Source organism: Salimicrobium jeotgali, assembly GCF_001685435.2.
GTDB lineage: Bacteria > Bacillota > Bacilli > Bacillales > Halobacillaceae > Salimicrobium > Salimicrobium album.
Genome location: NZ_CP011361.2, coordinates 2,596,187 through 2,612,297, shown reverse-complemented (window position 1 = coordinate 2,612,297; position 16,111 = coordinate 2,596,187). Strand labels below are relative to the sequence as shown.

At 48.6% G+C, this 16,111-nt stretch carries 16 protein-coding genes, 1 rRNA gene and 1 other annotated feature; all 17 genes read left to right on the top strand.

Features of this window, described 5'->3' with window-relative positions; translation table 11 throughout:
• Window positions 1-47: 47 nt before the first annotated feature.
• The 17 genes from rrf (at window position 48) to sigH (ending at window position 16,103) form a co-directional block, all read left to right on the top strand.
• Window positions 48-162 (top strand): 5S ribosomal RNA (gene rrf, locus AAV35_RS13355).
• A gap of 137 nt (window positions 163-299) precedes the next feature.
• Window positions 300-1,001 carry an MgtC/SapB family protein gene (locus AAV35_RS13350; RefSeq protein ID WP_008592455.1) on the top strand — a complete coding sequence of 234 codons (702 nt, stop codon included), beginning with the start codon at window positions 300-302 and terminating at the stop codon, window positions 999-1,001.
• A gap of 181 nt (window positions 1,002-1,182) precedes the next feature.
• The gene (locus AAV35_RS13345; protein WP_008592457.1) at window positions 1,183-1,644 is read left to right on the top strand and encodes a CtsR family transcriptional regulator; all 462 of its coding nucleotides are present in this window, start codon (window positions 1,183-1,185) and stop codon (window positions 1,642-1,644) included.
• 18 nt (window positions 1,645-1,662) lie between these two features.
• Window positions 1,663-2,217 carry a protein-arginine kinase activator protein McsA gene (gene mcsA, locus AAV35_RS13340; RefSeq protein WP_008592459.1) on the top strand — a complete coding sequence of 185 codons (555 nt, stop codon included), beginning with the start codon at window positions 1,663-1,665 and terminating at the stop codon, window positions 2,215-2,217.
• On the top strand, window positions 2,217-3,287 hold the full coding sequence (gene mcsB, locus AAV35_RS13335; protein ID WP_008592461.1) for a protein-arginine kinase McsB: 1,071 nt from the start codon (window positions 2,217-2,219) through the stop codon (window positions 3,285-3,287). The genes mcsA and mcsB overlap by 1 nt, the downstream gene beginning before the upstream one ends.
• Window positions 3,288-3,305: 18 nt before the next feature.
• Entirely contained in the window at window positions 3,306-5,771 is a 2,466-nt protein-coding gene (gene clpC, locus AAV35_RS13330) for an ATP-dependent protease ATP-binding subunit ClpC (RefSeq protein WP_008592463.1), read from the top strand.
• Between the two features lie 229 nt (window positions 5,772-6,000).
• The gene (gene radA, locus AAV35_RS13320) at window positions 6,001-7,371 is read left to right on the top strand and encodes a DNA repair protein RadA (protein ID WP_008592467.1); all 1,371 of its coding nucleotides are present in this window, start codon (window positions 6,001-6,003) and stop codon (window positions 7,369-7,371) included.
• An 82-nt stretch (window positions 7,372-7,453) separates the two neighbouring features.
• The gene (locus AAV35_RS13315; protein WP_008592469.1) at window positions 7,454-8,560 is read left to right on the top strand and encodes a PIN/TRAM domain-containing protein; all 1,107 of its coding nucleotides are present in this window, start codon (window positions 7,454-7,456) and stop codon (window positions 8,558-8,560) included.
• Window positions 8,561-8,645: 85 nt separating this feature from the next.
• Entirely contained in the window at window positions 8,646-9,323 is a 678-nt protein-coding gene (gene ispD / locus AAV35_RS13310; protein ID WP_008592472.1) for a 2-C-methyl-D-erythritol 4-phosphate cytidylyltransferase, read from the top strand.
• Between the two features lie 17 nt (window positions 9,324-9,340).
• Entirely contained in the window at window positions 9,341-9,826 is a 486-nt protein-coding gene (ispF, locus tag AAV35_RS13305; RefSeq protein ID WP_008592474.1) for a 2-C-methyl-D-erythritol 2,4-cyclodiphosphate synthase, read from the top strand.
• A gap of 53 nt (window positions 9,827-9,879) precedes the next feature.
• Window positions 9,880-11,346, top strand: coding sequence for a glutamate--tRNA ligase (gene gltX, locus AAV35_RS13300; RefSeq protein ID WP_008592476.1), 1,467 nt, complete (start codon window positions 9,880-9,882; stop codon window positions 11,344-11,346).
• 1 nt (window position 11,347) lies between these two features.
• Window positions 11,348-11,565 (top strand) — a binding site (T-box leader).
• Between the two features lie 78 nt (window positions 11,566-11,643).
• Window positions 11,644-12,324: a serine O-acetyltransferase gene (cysE, locus tag AAV35_RS13295; protein WP_008592478.1), complete on the top strand. Its 681-nt coding sequence runs from the start codon at window positions 11,644-11,646 to the stop codon at window positions 12,322-12,324.
• Window positions 12,305-13,705 (top strand): cysteine--tRNA ligase, encoded by a 1,401-nt coding sequence (cysS, locus tag AAV35_RS13290; RefSeq protein ID WP_008592480.1) that lies wholly within the window; start codon window positions 12,305-12,307, stop codon window positions 13,703-13,705. Before cysE ends, cysS begins: the two co-directional genes overlap by 20 nt.
• On the top strand, window positions 13,702-14,109 hold the full coding sequence (locus tag AAV35_RS13285; protein ID WP_008592482.1) for a Mini-ribonuclease 3: 408 nt from the start codon (window positions 13,702-13,704) through the stop codon (window positions 14,107-14,109). The genes cysS and AAV35_RS13285 overlap by 4 nt, the downstream gene beginning before the upstream one ends.
• Window positions 14,110-14,853, top strand: a complete 744-nt coding sequence (gene rlmB, locus AAV35_RS13280) for a 23S rRNA (guanosine(2251)-2'-O)-methyltransferase RlmB (RefSeq protein WP_008592484.1) — start codon at window positions 14,110-14,112, stop codon at window positions 14,851-14,853.
• A gap of 2 nt (window positions 14,854-14,855) precedes the next feature.
• Window positions 14,856-15,365: an NYN domain-containing protein gene (locus AAV35_RS13275; RefSeq protein WP_008592485.1), complete on the top strand. Its 510-nt coding sequence runs from the start codon at window positions 14,856-14,858 to the stop codon at window positions 15,363-15,365.
• Between the two features lie 102 nt (window positions 15,366-15,467).
• Window positions 15,468-16,103 carry an RNA polymerase sporulation sigma factor SigH gene (gene sigH / locus AAV35_RS13270; protein ID WP_008592487.1) on the top strand — a complete coding sequence of 212 codons (636 nt, stop codon included), beginning with the start codon at window positions 15,468-15,470 and terminating at the stop codon, window positions 16,101-16,103.
• Window positions 16,104-16,111: the final 8 nt, after the last annotated feature.

Below are 16,111 nucleotides of genomic sequence, written 5' to 3'. Positions count from 1 at the left end.
GGTCGTATGTTTCTTATCCAGTTTTGAAGGTTCATTCCTTCCTAAGATGTGGTGGCAATAGCGAAGAGGTCACACCTGTTCCCATGCCGAACACAGAAGTTAAGTTCTTCCGCGCCGATGGTAGTCGGGGTTACCCCCCGCAAGAGTAGGGCGCTGCCACATTGTCAGAAGCCCAGAGGCCACCCCCTCTGGGCTTCTTTTGTATAGGTAAGATCTTTCTCGACCCCTTCTATGATTCAGTCTTATTATGCAGGGGTAGGATATTTAGAGAAGTCGAAACTGGAAAGGCGGGGAGCAGGATGGAAGAATTCAAAGAATTTTTTTCGGGATTTATTGACGAAGACTTTGATATTTTTACGATCAGACTGGTGATTGCACTGTTTCTTTCAGGACTGATAGGTTTTGAAAGAGAACTGAAACGGCACTCTGCCGGATTCCGTACCCACATACTTGTTGGTGTCGGAGCGTGTATTATGATGCTTTTATCCCTATACGGATTTGAAGAATATATCCAGAAATATGACAATATCCGCTTTGATCCTGCCCGCATTCCTTCTTATGTTATCAGCGGAATCGGCTTTCTTGGAGCAGGTACGATTATCGTAAACGGAAGCACCATCCGTGGCCTGACGACAGCCGCTTCTATATGGACAGTTGCGGGGATTGGACTGATTGTCGGAGCAGGAATGTACGACATTGCGGTGCTGGCCACTTTTCTTGTCCTTCTCAGCCTCATCCTGTTGAATAACCTGGAAGAAAAATATCTCAGGCACGTAGCAAAGGGTGCTTATCACCTTACAGTGGCAGACCAGAAAGGTGTAAAGGAGATTTTTGCACTGCTGGAACATCTTGAAGTTGAAATCGAAAAGGTGGAAATCAAAAAAGAAGATCATATCTATATGATTTTGAAATTATCAAAAACAAATACACTGGATGATCAAACCTTGATGGAAGAGTTGGGAAAACTCGACGGGGAAATTTCAGTAATCCACAGATTCTAAAAGCCTGCTGCCGGGCTTTTTTTGTAAAGATAGGATATGGTGATTTGCCGACAAAATGCTTTTAATGGGAGGGTGTTCAGGGAAAGGGTTTATTGCAAACAAAATAGTTGAATGCTTCATGATTTTGAGTATAATAAAATTATAGTCAAAGATAGTCAAAGTCAAAGGAAGGAGGAGGGCCATGCGGAATATATCCGATGTCATCGAAGAATATCTGAAACATATAATCCAGGATAACCCGCATCAGGTCATCGAAATAAAACGTAGTGATCTGGCTGAAAAATTTCAGTGTGTGCCCTCTCAAATCAATTATGTGATTAAGACCCGTTTCACTGTGGAAAAAGGGTATATAGTGGAAAGTAAAAGAGGCGGTGGCGGATATATTCGCATCCGCCGTATTCAGCATCTGGATGAAGCCGATCTCATCGACGAAGTATTACTGCTCATTCAGCCGCAGGTATCCCAGTCTAGAGCTCTGGATATCGTGGAACGGCTGCTTGAAAATAAAGTGATTACGACGAGAGAGTCCGAACTTATTTTGAGCGTTATTGATAGAAATACGTTAGCTTTCCCATTACCGTTCCGTGATGAAATACGATCGAGAGTAATGACGGCTATGTTATCGAAGCTTAAATATAAGTAGAGAAAGGAGTGTGCTTGTATGCAATGTCAGCGCTGTGAGAAGTATCCGGCTACTGTTCATCTGACCCAAGTGATCAACGGTGAAAAAAATGAAGTTCATTTGTGCGACTCCTGTGCCAAGGAACAGGGGTACATGAATCAGGAAGAAGAGAAGTTCTCTCTGAATGATTTGTTGTCCGGACTTTTTCATATGGAAGGCAGCGGAAGTGCCGGAAAGTTATTTCAGGGGAATAAGCAGCAGCAGCAGAAGGAAAGTCTTCAATGTTCCGGATGCGGTCTGACCTATCAGGAATTCACGAAGGCCGGGAAATTCGGCTGTGCCACGTGCTATGAGACGTTCAATGAAAGGCTGGATCCGATTCTGAAACGGGTGCACAGCGGAAATACGACTCACCACGGCAAAGTTCCAAAACGAGCCGGCGGGGATCTGAATCTTCGCAGAGATATTGAGAAACACCGGGAAAAGCTTCATCAGCTTATCAACCAGGAAGAATTCGAGGAAGCTGCCAAGGTAAGAGATGAAATCAGAACACTTGAAGAAGAATTGAACCAGGATAAAGGCGGTGATTCCTGATGTCTCTTGAGAAATTTATGAATGAGGCTATCAGTCCGTGGATGCGGCACGACGGACCGGACAGTGATATTGTACTGAGCAGTCGTATCCGGCTTGCAAGAAACTTCTCTTCCCAGCCATTCCCCACGGTAGCAAGAGGTGAACCGCTGGAGGAGGTCCTTTCCTTCATGGATGAACATTTTACCGATAGTTCTTTCCGTGAATATGAAGGGCTGCAGCTCGTGAAGATGGATGATCTTCAGCCGATAGAAAAAAGGGGGCTCGTAGAGAAGCATCTGGTCAGCCCCCATCTGATTGAAGACAGAGAAAATGCAGCTACCATTATCAGTGAAAATGAACAGGTGTCGATTATGGTCAATGAAGAAGATCATCTTCGCATTCAGCTGTATTTCCCTGGTTTTCAGCTTGATAAAGCGCTGGAACAGGCCTCTCAGCTGGATGACTGGCTTGAAGAGAAAATAGATTACGCCTTTGATGAAGAGCGCGGATATTTGACTGCATGCCCGACAAATGTGGGAACAGGAATGAGGGCCTCTGTCATGATGCACCTGCCCGCGCTCGCCCTCACTAAACAGATTAATCGTATGACCCCTGCAATCAACCAGCTGGGTCTCGTCGTGCGGGGAATATATGGTGAAGGCAGTGAAGCGGTGGGAAATCTTTTTCAGATTTCAAACCAGATTACTCTGGGTAAATCAGAAGAAGACATCGTGGAAGATCTGCACAGCGTTGTGCAGCAGCTCATTGAGCAGGAACGCAAGGCAAGACAGACACTGATGAATCGTTCACCTGTGCAGCTGGAAGATCGTATTTATCGTTCTTATGGTACGCTCAGACACAGCCGGGTCATCACTTCAAAAGAAGCAGCAGGCTGTCTGTCGGATCTTCGTCTCGGTATTGATCTGGATTTTCTGAAAGACATACCGCGCACCATCTTAAATGAACTGATGGTACTGACCCAGCCCGGATTTCTCCAGCAGTACGCAGGAGAATCCCTGGACCCCGAAGACCGGGATATCAAACGGGCGACTCTGATCAGGGAAAGAATAAATCTTGAAGATGATAACTAATGAAGGAGGTAACAAATTATGATGTTTGGCAGATTTACAGAAAGAGCACAAAAAGTACTTGCATTGTCCCAGGAAGAAGCCGTGCGTCTAGGTCACAGTAATATCGGTACGGAGCACGTGCTGTTAGGTCTCGTTAAAGAAGGTGAGGGTATTGCAGCGAAAGCGCTGACTGCGCTTGGACTGGAAGCTGAAACCATCCAGACGGAAGTGGAGAACCTGATCGGTGCAGGAGAACAGAAATCCCAGACGATCCACTATACTCCGCGCGCCAAGAAGGTGATTGAGCTTTCCATGGACGAAGCCCGCAAATTGGGGCACTCTTACGTAGGCACGGAACATATTCTTCTCGGTCTGATCCGCGAAGGAGAAGGAGTGGCTGCACGAGTGCTTAACAATCTCGGTGTCAGTCTGAATAAAGCCCGCCAACAGGTACTTCAGCTGCTGGGGAACAATGAATCGACCGGCGGCCAGGGTCGTCGCGGCGGCAACCAGGGCGGTGGAGCTGCTCAGGGCAGCGGTCAAACCACCCCTACACTCGACTCCCTTGCCCAGGACTTGACGTCCATTGCCAAAGAAGGAAACGTCGACCCGGTCATCGGTCGTAGTGAAGAAATTCAGCGTGTCATACAGGTATTGAGTCGTCGTACGAAAAACAACCCTGTACTCGTCGGGGAGCCGGGTGTCGGTAAAACTGCAGTTGCAGAAGGACTCGCCCAGCAGATCGTGGAAAACGAAGTACCTGAGATTCTGAGGGATAAACGCGTCATGACCCTCGATATGGGTACGGTCGTCGCCGGTACTAAATACCGCGGAGAGTTTGAAGACCGTTTGAAAAAAGTGATGGAAGAGATTCGTCAGGCAGGGAATATCATTCTTTTCATTGACGAATTGCACACACTGATCGGAGCCGGCGGTGCAGAAGGGGCGATTGACGCTTCCAACATTCTGAAACCTTCTCTTGCCCGTGGGGATCTTCAGTGTATCGGCGCCACTACGCTGGATGAATACCGGAAGTATATCGAAAAAGATGCTGCTCTGGAACGTCGTTTCCAGCCTATCCAGGTGGATGAACCTACGACGGAAGAATCCACACAGATCCTTCAGGGTCTGCGGGACCGTTATGAAGCACACCACAGAGTAACGATTACAGATGAAGCAATCGAATCAGCAGTCCGGTTCTCCGATCGTTATATCACAGACCGTTTCCTTCCGGACAAAGCTATCGATCTCATAGATGAAGCAGCTTCCAAAGTACGCCTCCGTTCATATACGGCTCCACCTAACCTGAAAGAACTGGAGCAGAAACTCGAAGAAGTCCGTAAAGAAAAAGATGCGGCTGTACAGAGTCAGGAATTTGAAAAAGCTGCTTCTCTTCGCGACGACGAACAGAAGTTACGCGAAGAGCTGGAAGAAACGCAGAAAAAATGGAAAGAAAAACAGGGACAGGAAGATTCCGAAGTGACTGTCGAAGATATAGCTTCCATCGTCTCTCTCTGGACCGGTGTCCCTGTGAAGAAAATGACTACAGAAGAAAGCGAACAGCTTCTTCACCTCGAAGATACGCTTCATAACCGCGTCATCGGTCAGGAGGAAGCTGTCGATTCCGTGGCTAAGGCGATCCGCCGGGCTCGTGCGGGATTGAAGGACCCTAAACGTCCGATCGGTTCCTTTATTTTCCTAGGTCCGACAGGTGTAGGTAAAACAGAACTGGCCCGCGCTCTCGCTGAAAGCATGTTCGGTGAAGAGGACGCGATGATCCGTGTTGATATGTCCGAATATATGGAAAAACACAGCACGTCCCGTCTCGTAGGTTCCCCTCCGGGCTATGTCGGCTATGAAGAAGGCGGACAGTTAACAGAAAAAGTCCGTCAGAAACCATACTCTGTCGTGCTGCTGGATGAAGTGGAAAAAGCGCACCCGGATGTATTCAACGTACTGCTTCAGGTACTTGAAGACGGTCGTCTGACGGACGGTAAAGGTCGCGTCGTAGATTTCCGGAACACTGTGCTCATTATGACTTCGAACGTCGGCGCACAGGAATTGAAAGAAAATAAATACGTCGGGTTTTCCATGGGAGACCAGACTCAGGACCACAAAGATATGAAATCGAAAGTGACCGAAGAGCTTAAAAAAGCTTTCCGTCCTGAGTTCCTTAACCGTATCGATGAAACCATCGTTTTCCATGCTCTGGAGAGAAAACACATGAAAGACATTGTGACTCTCATGGCAGACCAGCTCAGAACGCGTCTGCTGGAGCAGGAAATCGACTTTACACTTTCGGATAAAGCCATCTCCCATATTGCCGAAGAAGGATTCGATCCGGAATATGGTGCGAGACCGCTTCGTCGTTCACTGCAGAAGAACGTGGAAGATCTGCTGTCCGAGGAACTGTTGAAAGAGTCGATCCACAAAGGACAGAAAGTGGTCATCGATCTTGATGAAAACAATGAATTCGTAGTATCCACAGCAACTTCAGAAGCTTAAGTATGAATCGGAAGGCATATGCCTTCCGATTTTTTCTTTATTCCCTCATAATTATACAAAGAGGAAGAAATAACGGAAGGGACTTGCATGTTTCTCTCCCGTGCGCCCCGAACTTATATTCTGCAGGCTCTTTTTTAAAGGCCGGGGTGATTTTTAATGAAATTGAAACGGGGATGAAACTTATATATAAGAAATCCCGTATATAATATACAGTAAGGAGAGATGTAAGGTGGCTAAAAAGAAGACGATATTTGTCTGTCAGGAGTGCGGAAACGAATCTCCTAAATGGATGGGGAAGTGTCCGGCATGCGGACGCTGGAATACTTTCGTGGAGGAAACAGCGATTACAGGGAAGAACGACCGCCACACGTTTCAGGTCGATAAGGATAACAGATCGAAACCGGAGCGCATCACGTCTATCGCATTGAAAGAAGAATCGAGGATAGAGACGGCGATGCCGGAGTTTAACCGGGTGCTCGGCGGGGGTATTGTAGGAGGTTCGATGGTTTTAATAGGCGGTGATCCGGGTATTGGAAAATCGACCCTCTTACTTCAGGTCTCCTCTCAGTTAGCGGACAAGAACCTTCCCGTCCTGTACATTTCCGGTGAAGAATCGACGAAGCAGACGAAGCTTCGTGCAGACCGTTTAAACGTTACATCGGATCAGTTGTACATTCTCGCAGAAACGAACCTCGAGCATATCGTCGCTCATATAGAGACGGTGCAGCCGAAATTTCTGGTGGTCGACTCTATTCAGACGGTATATAAGGAAGAGGTCACTTCCGCGCCGGGAAGCGTGTCCCAGGTTCGTGAATGTACGAGTGAACTGATGAGAATCGCCAAAACAAAAGGTATCCCCGTGTTCATCGTCGGGCACGTAACAAAAGAAGGATCCATCGCCGGCCCCCGTCTGCTCGAACATATGGTTGATGCCGTCCTTTATTTTGAAGGGGAGCAGCACAACACTTTCCGGATCGTCAGAAGCGTGAAGAACCGCTTCGGCGGCACGCATGAAATGGGGATCTTCGAAATGAAGGAATCGGGTCTCGAAGAAGTATTAAACCCTTCGGAGATATTTCTCGAAGAACGATCCAAAGGTACGGCCGGGTCAACGGTAGTTGCATCGATGGAGGGAACAAGACCTGTGCTCGTGGAGATTCAGGCTCTCATTTCCCCCACGGCTTTCGGGAACCCGAGAAGAATGGCTACCGGGCTCGATCACAGCAGAGTTCCTCTTCTTATGGCCGTACTGGAAAAACGAGCAGGTCTGCTCCTCCAGAACTACGACGCGTACGTGAAAGTGGCCGGAGGCGTGAAGCTGGATGAGCCGGCGATTGACCTCGGAGTCGCAGTGAGTATTGCTTCGAGTTTTCGTGATCAGGTGCCGAAAGCAACGGATATCCTTATCGGGGAAGTAGGACTTACCGGTGAGATCAGGCGCGTATCCCGTATTGAACAAAGAGTACAGGAAGCGGCCAAACTCGGGTTTTCCCGGGCAGTCATCCCTTCAAGAAACCTGGAAGGCTGGACTGTACCGGATAATATAGAAGTGATTGGTGTGGAAACGATCAAAGAAGCGATGGACGCAACCCTGGAGTAGGGGTTGTGTTCCACGTGAAACATCGTAACACGAGAGAGATGCAGTATTTTGGAAGAACTTTTTTTAAAAGGAGGTGAAGAGAATGTTAAAACGTGTTGTACAGTTATCCCTTATTCTTACGGGAGGTACTATCGGGTATTTGTATTTGCCGGAAGCATTTACAGCTTTCGGGTGGGAAATTGAACCTTGGCTTCAGCAGATATTAGGTGCAGTAGCAGGTGCATTCATTCTATTCTTATTAACGTTCTGGTTAGTTTCCCCGATTGTAAAATTTCTTAAATGGACAGAGGATGCGCTGGTCAGGGCACCGGTGGGCGAGTTGTTATTCGGAAGTCTGGGGCTCATTTTCGGGTTATTCGTAGCGTATTTAATCAATACGATGCTTATTGATATTGAAATAAAGATCATCAGCCAGCTGCTTCCGATTTTCATAACTCTTCTTCTCGGATACTACGGGTTTCAGATCGGGTACAAGAGGAAGGACGAATTTCTCAACCTTTTGACGATTGCGAGAAAAGAAAATACGTCGGAAAGCAGGAAGAAAGAAGAAGCGGCATCTACGGAGAAAAACGAACAGGTGCCCCGGAAAAAAATCCTCGATACGAGTGTGATTATCGACGGGAGAATAGCTGATATTTGTGAATCCAATTTTCTGGAGGGGACGCTGGTCATTCCCCACTTCGTCCTGGAAGAACTTCAGCATATTGCAGATTCTTCCGACGGACTAAAACGGAACAGAGGGCGACGGGGTCTCGATATCCTGAATCGTCTGCAGCGGGACGTTCCTGTGAACGTTGAAATGTATGAAGGGGACTTCGAGGAAATTCAGGAAGTCGACAGTAAACTGGTCAAACTGGCTAAAGTCATAGACGGTATCGTCGTCACCAATGATTTTAACCTGAATAAAGTATGCGAATTCCAGGGTGTGCAGGTACTCAACATCAATGACCTGGCGAATGCTGTGAAACCGGTAGTGCTTCCGGGAGAAGAAATGAAGGTGCACGTCATCAAAGACGGTAAAGAGCAGAATCAGGGAGTTGCGTATCTGGATGACGGAACGATGATCGTCGTCGAGGAAGGGAAAAGTTTTATCGGCGATACGATTGATGTAATCGTTACGAGCGTCCTTCAGACTTCAGCCGGCCGGATGATTTTCGCAAAACCTAAATCCCTTGAAAAAGCGCTGTAAAAAAGGTATAAACGAATAAGAGATTATAAAAGTGATAACATCGGGTTATCGCTTTTATTTTGGAATCGACACCCGGAGGATGGACATGACACATTATACAGCAGTAATCGTTGCAGCAGGACAGGGAAAACGGATGAGAGCGGGAAAGAACAAACAGTTTCTCATGATCGGGGACGACCCGTTAATCGTACACACGCTGAAAGTCTTCACCCAGGACGTAACGTGCAGGGAAATAGTTCTGGTGACGAACGAGGCGGATGAAGCGGATATGCAGGAGTTGATAGATACGTATCAGTTTCCGAAGATTAGCCTCATCCACGGCGGAGAGGAACGGCAGGATAGCGTTTATGAAGGTTTGAAAGCCGTCTCCGACCGGGAATTACCGGTCCTCATTCACGACGGTGCCAGGCCTTTTGTTAAGGAAAGCAGCATCCGTCATCTCGTGGAGAAGATTGAAAAAGACGGGGCAGCTCTACTGGCTGTTCCGGTAACGGATACGGTTAAACAATGGAAAGACGGAAAATTGCAGACGCTGAACCGGGATGACTTATGGGCAGCGCAAACACCTCAGGGTTTTCCGTACGAATTGATTAAGGAAGCTCACGAAAAGGCCCGGGCCAGAGGATTTTATGCCACTGATGATGCGGCGCTCGCAGAAAGCTTCGACTATGACGTCTCCATCGTACGGGGAAGTTACGATAACATTAAAATAACGACTCCCGAAGATCTGCAAAAAGCGACGTCGTATGTAGAAAAGGGATGAAGGAGGCAATTTATCAAATGAGAATTGGTCAAGGATTCGATGTACATCAGCTGGCCGAGGGAAGAAAATGTATTATCGGCGGGGTGGAAATTCCGCACGAACAGGGACTTATCGGTCATTCGGATGCCGACGTACTGCTTCATGCTGTATCAGATGCCATCCTCGGAGCGCTCGGCAAGGGCGACATCGGGAAACATTTTCCGGACACGGACCCGGCGTTCAAAGATGCCGACTCGCGGGTATTGCTGCAGAATGTATGGAAAATAGCGGAAAAAGAAGGCTACACTCTCGGTAATCTGGATGCGACGATTATCGCCCAGGCACCGAAGATGGCCCCTTACATCGATGACATAAGAAAGACGATTGCCGGTCTTTTGAAAGTGGAGATCTCCCAGGTCAATGTAAAAGCGACAACAACCGAAAAGCTGGGCTTTCCGGGCCGGAAGGAAGGAATCGCCTCGCAGGCAGCCGTACTGTTGCAAAATAGTCAGCAATCTACGTAAAAAAATGATAAAATGATAAAAAGACGAACGGAGAAACAGGAGGGAAAAGCAGTATGACTAAAGAGGTGAGAGTAAGGTACGCACCGAGCCCGACCGGATACCTGCACATCGGGAACGCGCGGACTGCTCTATTCAACTATTTGTATGCCAAACATAACGACGGGACTTTCGTTATAAGAATCGAAGATACCGATGCAAAAAGAAACGTGGAAGGTGGAGAACAGAGTCAGCTCGATTTCCTGAAATGGCTCGGAATCGAGTGGGATGAAGGTGCCGGTCACGGTGGAGAGTACGGGCCGTACCACCAGATGCAGCGTCTTCACATCTATCAGCAGTACGTGGATGAACTTCTGGAGAAAGATCTCGCCTACAAGTGTTACGTTACCGCGGAAGAACTCGAGGAAGAAAGGGAAGCGCAGAGAGCCCGGGGCGAAGTCCCTAAATATTCGGGAGCTCACAGCAACCTTACTCAGGAAGAACGGGAACAGTTCGAAGCCGAGGGCAGGGAGCCGAGTATCCGTCTACGCGTTCCGAAAGATAAAACGTATACGTTCACTGATATTGTGCGTGGCGACATTTCTTTTGATTCCAGCGATTTCGGTGACTGGGTAATCGTTAAGAAAAATGGCACACCTACGTACAACTTTGCCGTAGCCATCGACGACTACCTGATGAAAATCTCTCACGTGCTGCGCGGAGAAGAGCACATTTCCAACACACCGAAACAGATGATGGTATATGAGGCTTTCGGCTGGACCCCGCCTCAGTTCGGTCACATGACCCTGATTCTGAACGAAGAAAGGAAAAAGCTCAGTAAGCGTGATCAGCATATTCTTCAGTTCATCAGCCAGTACTACGAACGCGGCTATCTGCCGGACGCCCTGTTCAACTTTATTACACTTCTCGGCTGGTCCCCGGTAGGAGAAGAGGAAATATTCTCTCCTGAAAAACTGATCGAGATCTTTGATGAAGACCGTCTCTCCACTTCTCCGGCAGTATTCGACCCGGCGAAACTCAAGTGGATGAACAACCAGTACATTAAGAACCTCTCGTTTGAAGAAATACTGGAGCTTACGATCCCTCATCTTGAAAAAGACGGGAAGGTTTCGACGGACCGGTCTGCGGAGGATCAGAAATGGACGGAGGAACTGATCAGTCTGTATCAGCCTCAGTTGAATTACGGAGCGGAAATCACCGAGCTGACCGAACTGTTTTTCCGGGAAACGATCGATTATGATGAAGAAGCGATGGAAGTTCTCCGCGGCGAGCAGGTTCCGGAAGTGCTGGAGGCGTTCAAACGTAACCTCGAACAGCTCGAGGAATTCACTCCGGAAAATATTAAGCCGCAGATGAAAGCAGTTCAGAAGGAAACAGGTCACAAAGGCAAGAAACTGTTCATGCCGATCCGGGTAGCCACTACCGGGCAGACCCACGGTCCCGAGCTTCCGAACGCGATTCATCTCCTCGGGTATGATACAGTGACAGCAAGACTTGAAAAAGCACTGGACGAATTGAAATAAAGAAAAAACCCTGACGGGGAGAAGTAGGGACTTATCTCTTACCCAGAGAGAACCGGTACAGCTGAGAACGGTTTTAAGAGAATGTCCCGAAATGCACCCCTGAGTCTTCCGTCGAACCTGCAGTAGACGAAGCGGCACCTTCCCGTTATAGAAGTGAGAGGGAGGAACAGTCAGACTGTTCTTCCAAACAGAGTGGAACCACGCGGAAGCGTCTCTGTGCTTAAAGGCACAGGGACGCTTTTTTTCGACAGAAGAATTATGACACGGATTCATAGAATAGTGCGAAGGAGGGAAATGATGGGGAAATTAAAAATGTTCAAAGAAGATGTCGAAGTGGTTTTTGACCAGGACCCTGCTGCCCGTTCTTACTGGGAAGTGATTCTTACTTATGCAGGTCTGCACGCCATCTGGTCTCATAGAATCGCACACGGCCTCTACAAAAAGAAATTCTTCTTTCTGGCGAGAGTCATCTCGCAGATCAGCCGTTTTTTCACCGGAATTGAAATTCATCCCGGAGCGACGATAGGGAGACGGTTTTTCATCGACCACGGTATGGGAGTGGTGGTCGGAGAGACTTGTGAAATCGGGAATAACGTCTCGATCTTCCAGGGAGTCACACTCGGCGGTACAGGTAAGGAGAAAGGCAAGCGTCACCCCACTCTTGAAGATAATGTGCTTGTCGCTACCGGAGCCAAAGTGCTCGGCTCCATTACGATCGGCAAAAATTCGAAAGTCGGAGCAGGATCCGTCGTCCTTCATGAAGTGCCCGAGAATTCCACAGTAGTCGGAATACCGGGTCGGGTCGTCATCCGGAACGGGGAAAAAGTGGAAGGGAAAAGGAAAGACCTGGACCACCACAAACTGCCGGACCCCGTTTACGATCGCCTGAATGAAATAGAGCAGGAAATCAAAGAGATGTGCGAAGAATTGAATATCGAGAGAAAAAGGAGTGAGGACCATGAGTATAAAGATTTATAATACGCTCACAAGACAGAAGGAAACGTTTGAACCGCTCGAAGAAGGCAAGGTGAAGATGTACGTCTGCGGCCCGACCGTATACAACTACATTCATATCGGAAACGCGCGCCCTGCGATCGTTTTCGATACTGTCCGTCGTTATTTTGAATACCGGGGTTATGAAGTGATCTATGTTCTGAACTTTACGGACGTGGATGACAAACTGATCAAAGCCGCCAATGAACTCGAAGAAGAAGTGCCGGCGATTGCGGACCGCTTTATTGAGGCTTACAAGGAAGACGTGGGTGCATTAGGTGTGAAAGAAGCGGTTCACCACCCGCGCGTCACCGAAAATATGGACGAAATCATAACGTTTATCGATAGTCTGATCAGCAAAGGGTACGCCTATGAAACAGAGGGCGACGTTTACTTCCGGACGCGTAAGTTTGATGAATACGGAAAACTTTCCCAGCAGCCGATCGACGAACTGCAGTCCGGGTCACGGATCGAAGTCGGTGAGAAGAAAGAGGACCCGCTCGACTTCGCTCTCTGGAAAGAAGCGAAGGATGGGGAAATCAGCTGGGAAAGCCCGTGGGGGACAGGACGTCCGGGCTGGCATATCGAATGCTCCACGATGGCGAAAAAATATCTTGGAGATACGATCGATATCCATGCCGGAGGACAGGATCTAACTTTCCCTCACCACGAAAACGAAATTGCCCAGTCGGAAGCACATAATGAGACGGATTTCGCCCGTTACTGGATGCATAACGGTTATATCAATATTGAGAATGAAAAAATGTCCAAGTCGCTAGGGAATTTCGTCCTCGCACATGATCTGGTTAAAAAGCACGATCCTCAGATGATCCGCTTTTTCATGCTTAGTGTTCAATACCGCCATCCGATCAATTTCAGCGCGGAACTTCTTGAAAGCGCAAAAAGCGGGTTCGAACGCATCCGGAACGCTTATGAAAATGTGAAACACAGGAAGAAGACCAGCATGAGTCTTACGAATGACAAAGACGAGTGGATGGAGGAAACGGAGCGTCTGAGACAGTCTTTTATCAAAGAAATGGACGACGACTTCAATACCGCGAATGCCATTTCCGTGCTGTTTGATATAGCGAAATCCGCGAACCTGTACCAGCAGAAAGAACAGACGGATGAAGAAGTGCTGGAAGCTTACGCCACGCTTCTCGAAGACCTTACCGGAGTGCTCGGCCTTGAAATTGATGCTGCCGATGAGCTTCAGGATGAGGAAGTGGATGCAAAGATACAGGAGCGGGAACAGGCGAGAAAAGACCGCAATTTCGCCAGAGCCGACCAGCTTCGTGACGAGCTGAAAGAAAGAGGGATCGCGCTTGAGGATACACCGCAGGGGCCGAGGTGGAAAAGGGGATGAGCCGTATCACTAATGCTCATCAGATGAAAAGTCTGGCTCTCGCCTACATGGGGGACACTGTCCATGACCTGTACGTGCGGGAGCACCTGCTTCAAAAAGGGACCATACGTCCGCAGGAGCTGCATCAGACGGCTGTGCGATTCGTATCGGCAGGTGCACAGGCTCACGTTGCGAAAGAATGGATGGAGGACGAAGCGCTTGACGAGCAGGAAGCGGACGTCTTCCGCCGGGGCAGGAATGCCAAGTCCGGCTCCATCCCGAAAAACACGGACGTCCGCACGTATCGTCTCGCGACAGCTTTTGAAGCTGTCCTCGGCTATCTTTATCTGGACGGTGACGAAGATCGGCTTTTTGAACTCGTCTCCGGTGCGATTACCACTATCGAAGAAAAGGAGGGGATTTAGATGAGCGGAGAATGGATTACAGGCAAGAATGCCGTTCTGGAAGCTTTGAAAGCGGAACGACCTATTAATAAAATCTTCATTTCCGATCAGTTACAGCAGCAGGCGGCGAAAAAATTCGAAGCAGCTGCGAAAAATAACAACATACTGGTCCAGCGGGTGCCTAAACAAAAAATCGATCAGCTGGTGGACGGGAATCACCAGGGGGTGGCTGCTTCCGTAGCGGCCTATGAGTACAGCGATATGGAAGACCTTTTCTCCCTGGCTGCCGAAAGAGGAGAGGAGCCGTTCTTTCTTATTCTCGACGAGCTGGAAGACCCGCATAACTTAGGGTCGATCATCCGCACGGCAGATGCTTCCGGGGCTCACGGAGTAATCATTCCGAAACGTCGTTCTGTCGGGCTGACGGCTGTCGTGGCCAAAACTTCCGCCGGAGCGGTCGAACATGTGCCGGTCGTAAGAGTGACAAATCTGGCCAGAACCATCGATGAACTGAAAGAAAGATTCGTCTGGGTTGTGGGCACTGCCGCGGATGGCGCTGAGGATTACCGCGAACTGGATGGTACGCTCCCACTGGCACTTGTTATCGGGAACGAAGGAAAGGGGATAAGTCGTCTCACCAAAGAAAAATGCGACTGGCTCGTCCGTCTGCCGATGACCGGGCACGTCGAGTCACTGAACGCTTCTGTCTCCGCATCTCTTCTGATGTATGAAGTGTACCGGAATCGTTACCCGGCGGGGAAATAAATATGAATATCCTGCTGGTTGACGGTTACAACATGATTGGTGCCTGGCCGGAGTTGAAGGAACTGCGGGATCACGATCTCTCCGGTGCCCGGGACCTGCTCATCGGAATGCTTGCGGAGTATCAGTCCTACAGAGGGGAAAGGGTCATCGTGGTTTTTGATGCGTACCACGTCAGAGGAATGGAACGTAAGCAGCAGAGCGCCAAAATCGAAGTCATTTATACGAAAGAGAACGAAACGGCGGATGAGCGGATCGAGAAACTGTCCGGAGAACTGAACGACGTACGGACGAAAGTGTACGTCGCTACTTCCGATTACGCCCAGCAACGGGTCATTTTCGCCCAGGGGGCCTACCGGATTTCCGCCCGGGAACTGTACATCGATATCGGAAATGCCCGTAAGGCAATCGAGGAAGATGTATCCGAACGAACAAAAAAAACAAAAGCTTCCAAAATCCAGCTGAAGGAAGAGGTGCGCGACGCTTTCGAAAAATGGAGACGGGGAAACCACTGAAACGCGTGTTGACGGGAAGTAAGCGCTTCCTATATAATATTCCTATATTTAGGAAGTGCGGTTTGAAAATCCTGATTCAATCTAGGAGGCAGAGGGACGGGCATGAAAACACTTCAATTGCAGGATCTGAATGATGAGCAGCTTCTTGCTCACATCACCCAGGGTAATAGTGAAGCTTTAAACTATCTGATCCAGAAATACAAAGGATTTGTCCGTGCAAAAGCGAGGACATACTTCCTCATCGGTGCTGACCGGGAGGATATCATCCAGGAGGGGATGATTGGTCTTTATAAAGCTATCCGTGATTACCAGGGGGATAAACTTTCTTCTTTCCGGGCGTTTGCGGAGCTTTGTATCACGAGGCAGATCATCACGGCCATCAAAGCCGCTACCCGTCAGAAACACATCCCGCTCAATTCATACGTATCCCTTGATAAACCTGTGTTCGACGAAGAATCGGACCGGACGCTTCTCGATGTGCTTATGGGGTCGCACGCGATTGATCCCGCAGAGATGATGATACATAGGGAACGATTTACGGATATAGAGAAAAGAATCGAAGAAGTGCTCAGCAAACTGGAGAAGGAAGTGCTCGCTCTGTACCTGGATGGGGATTCCTACCAGGAAATATCCGCGAAAATCAACCGTCACGTAAAATCGATCGATAACGCCCTTCAGCGTGTGAAGAAGAAAATGGAGAAATACACAGAAGCCGAAGAGTTAGCTCTTCAGGGGTAATTGACACT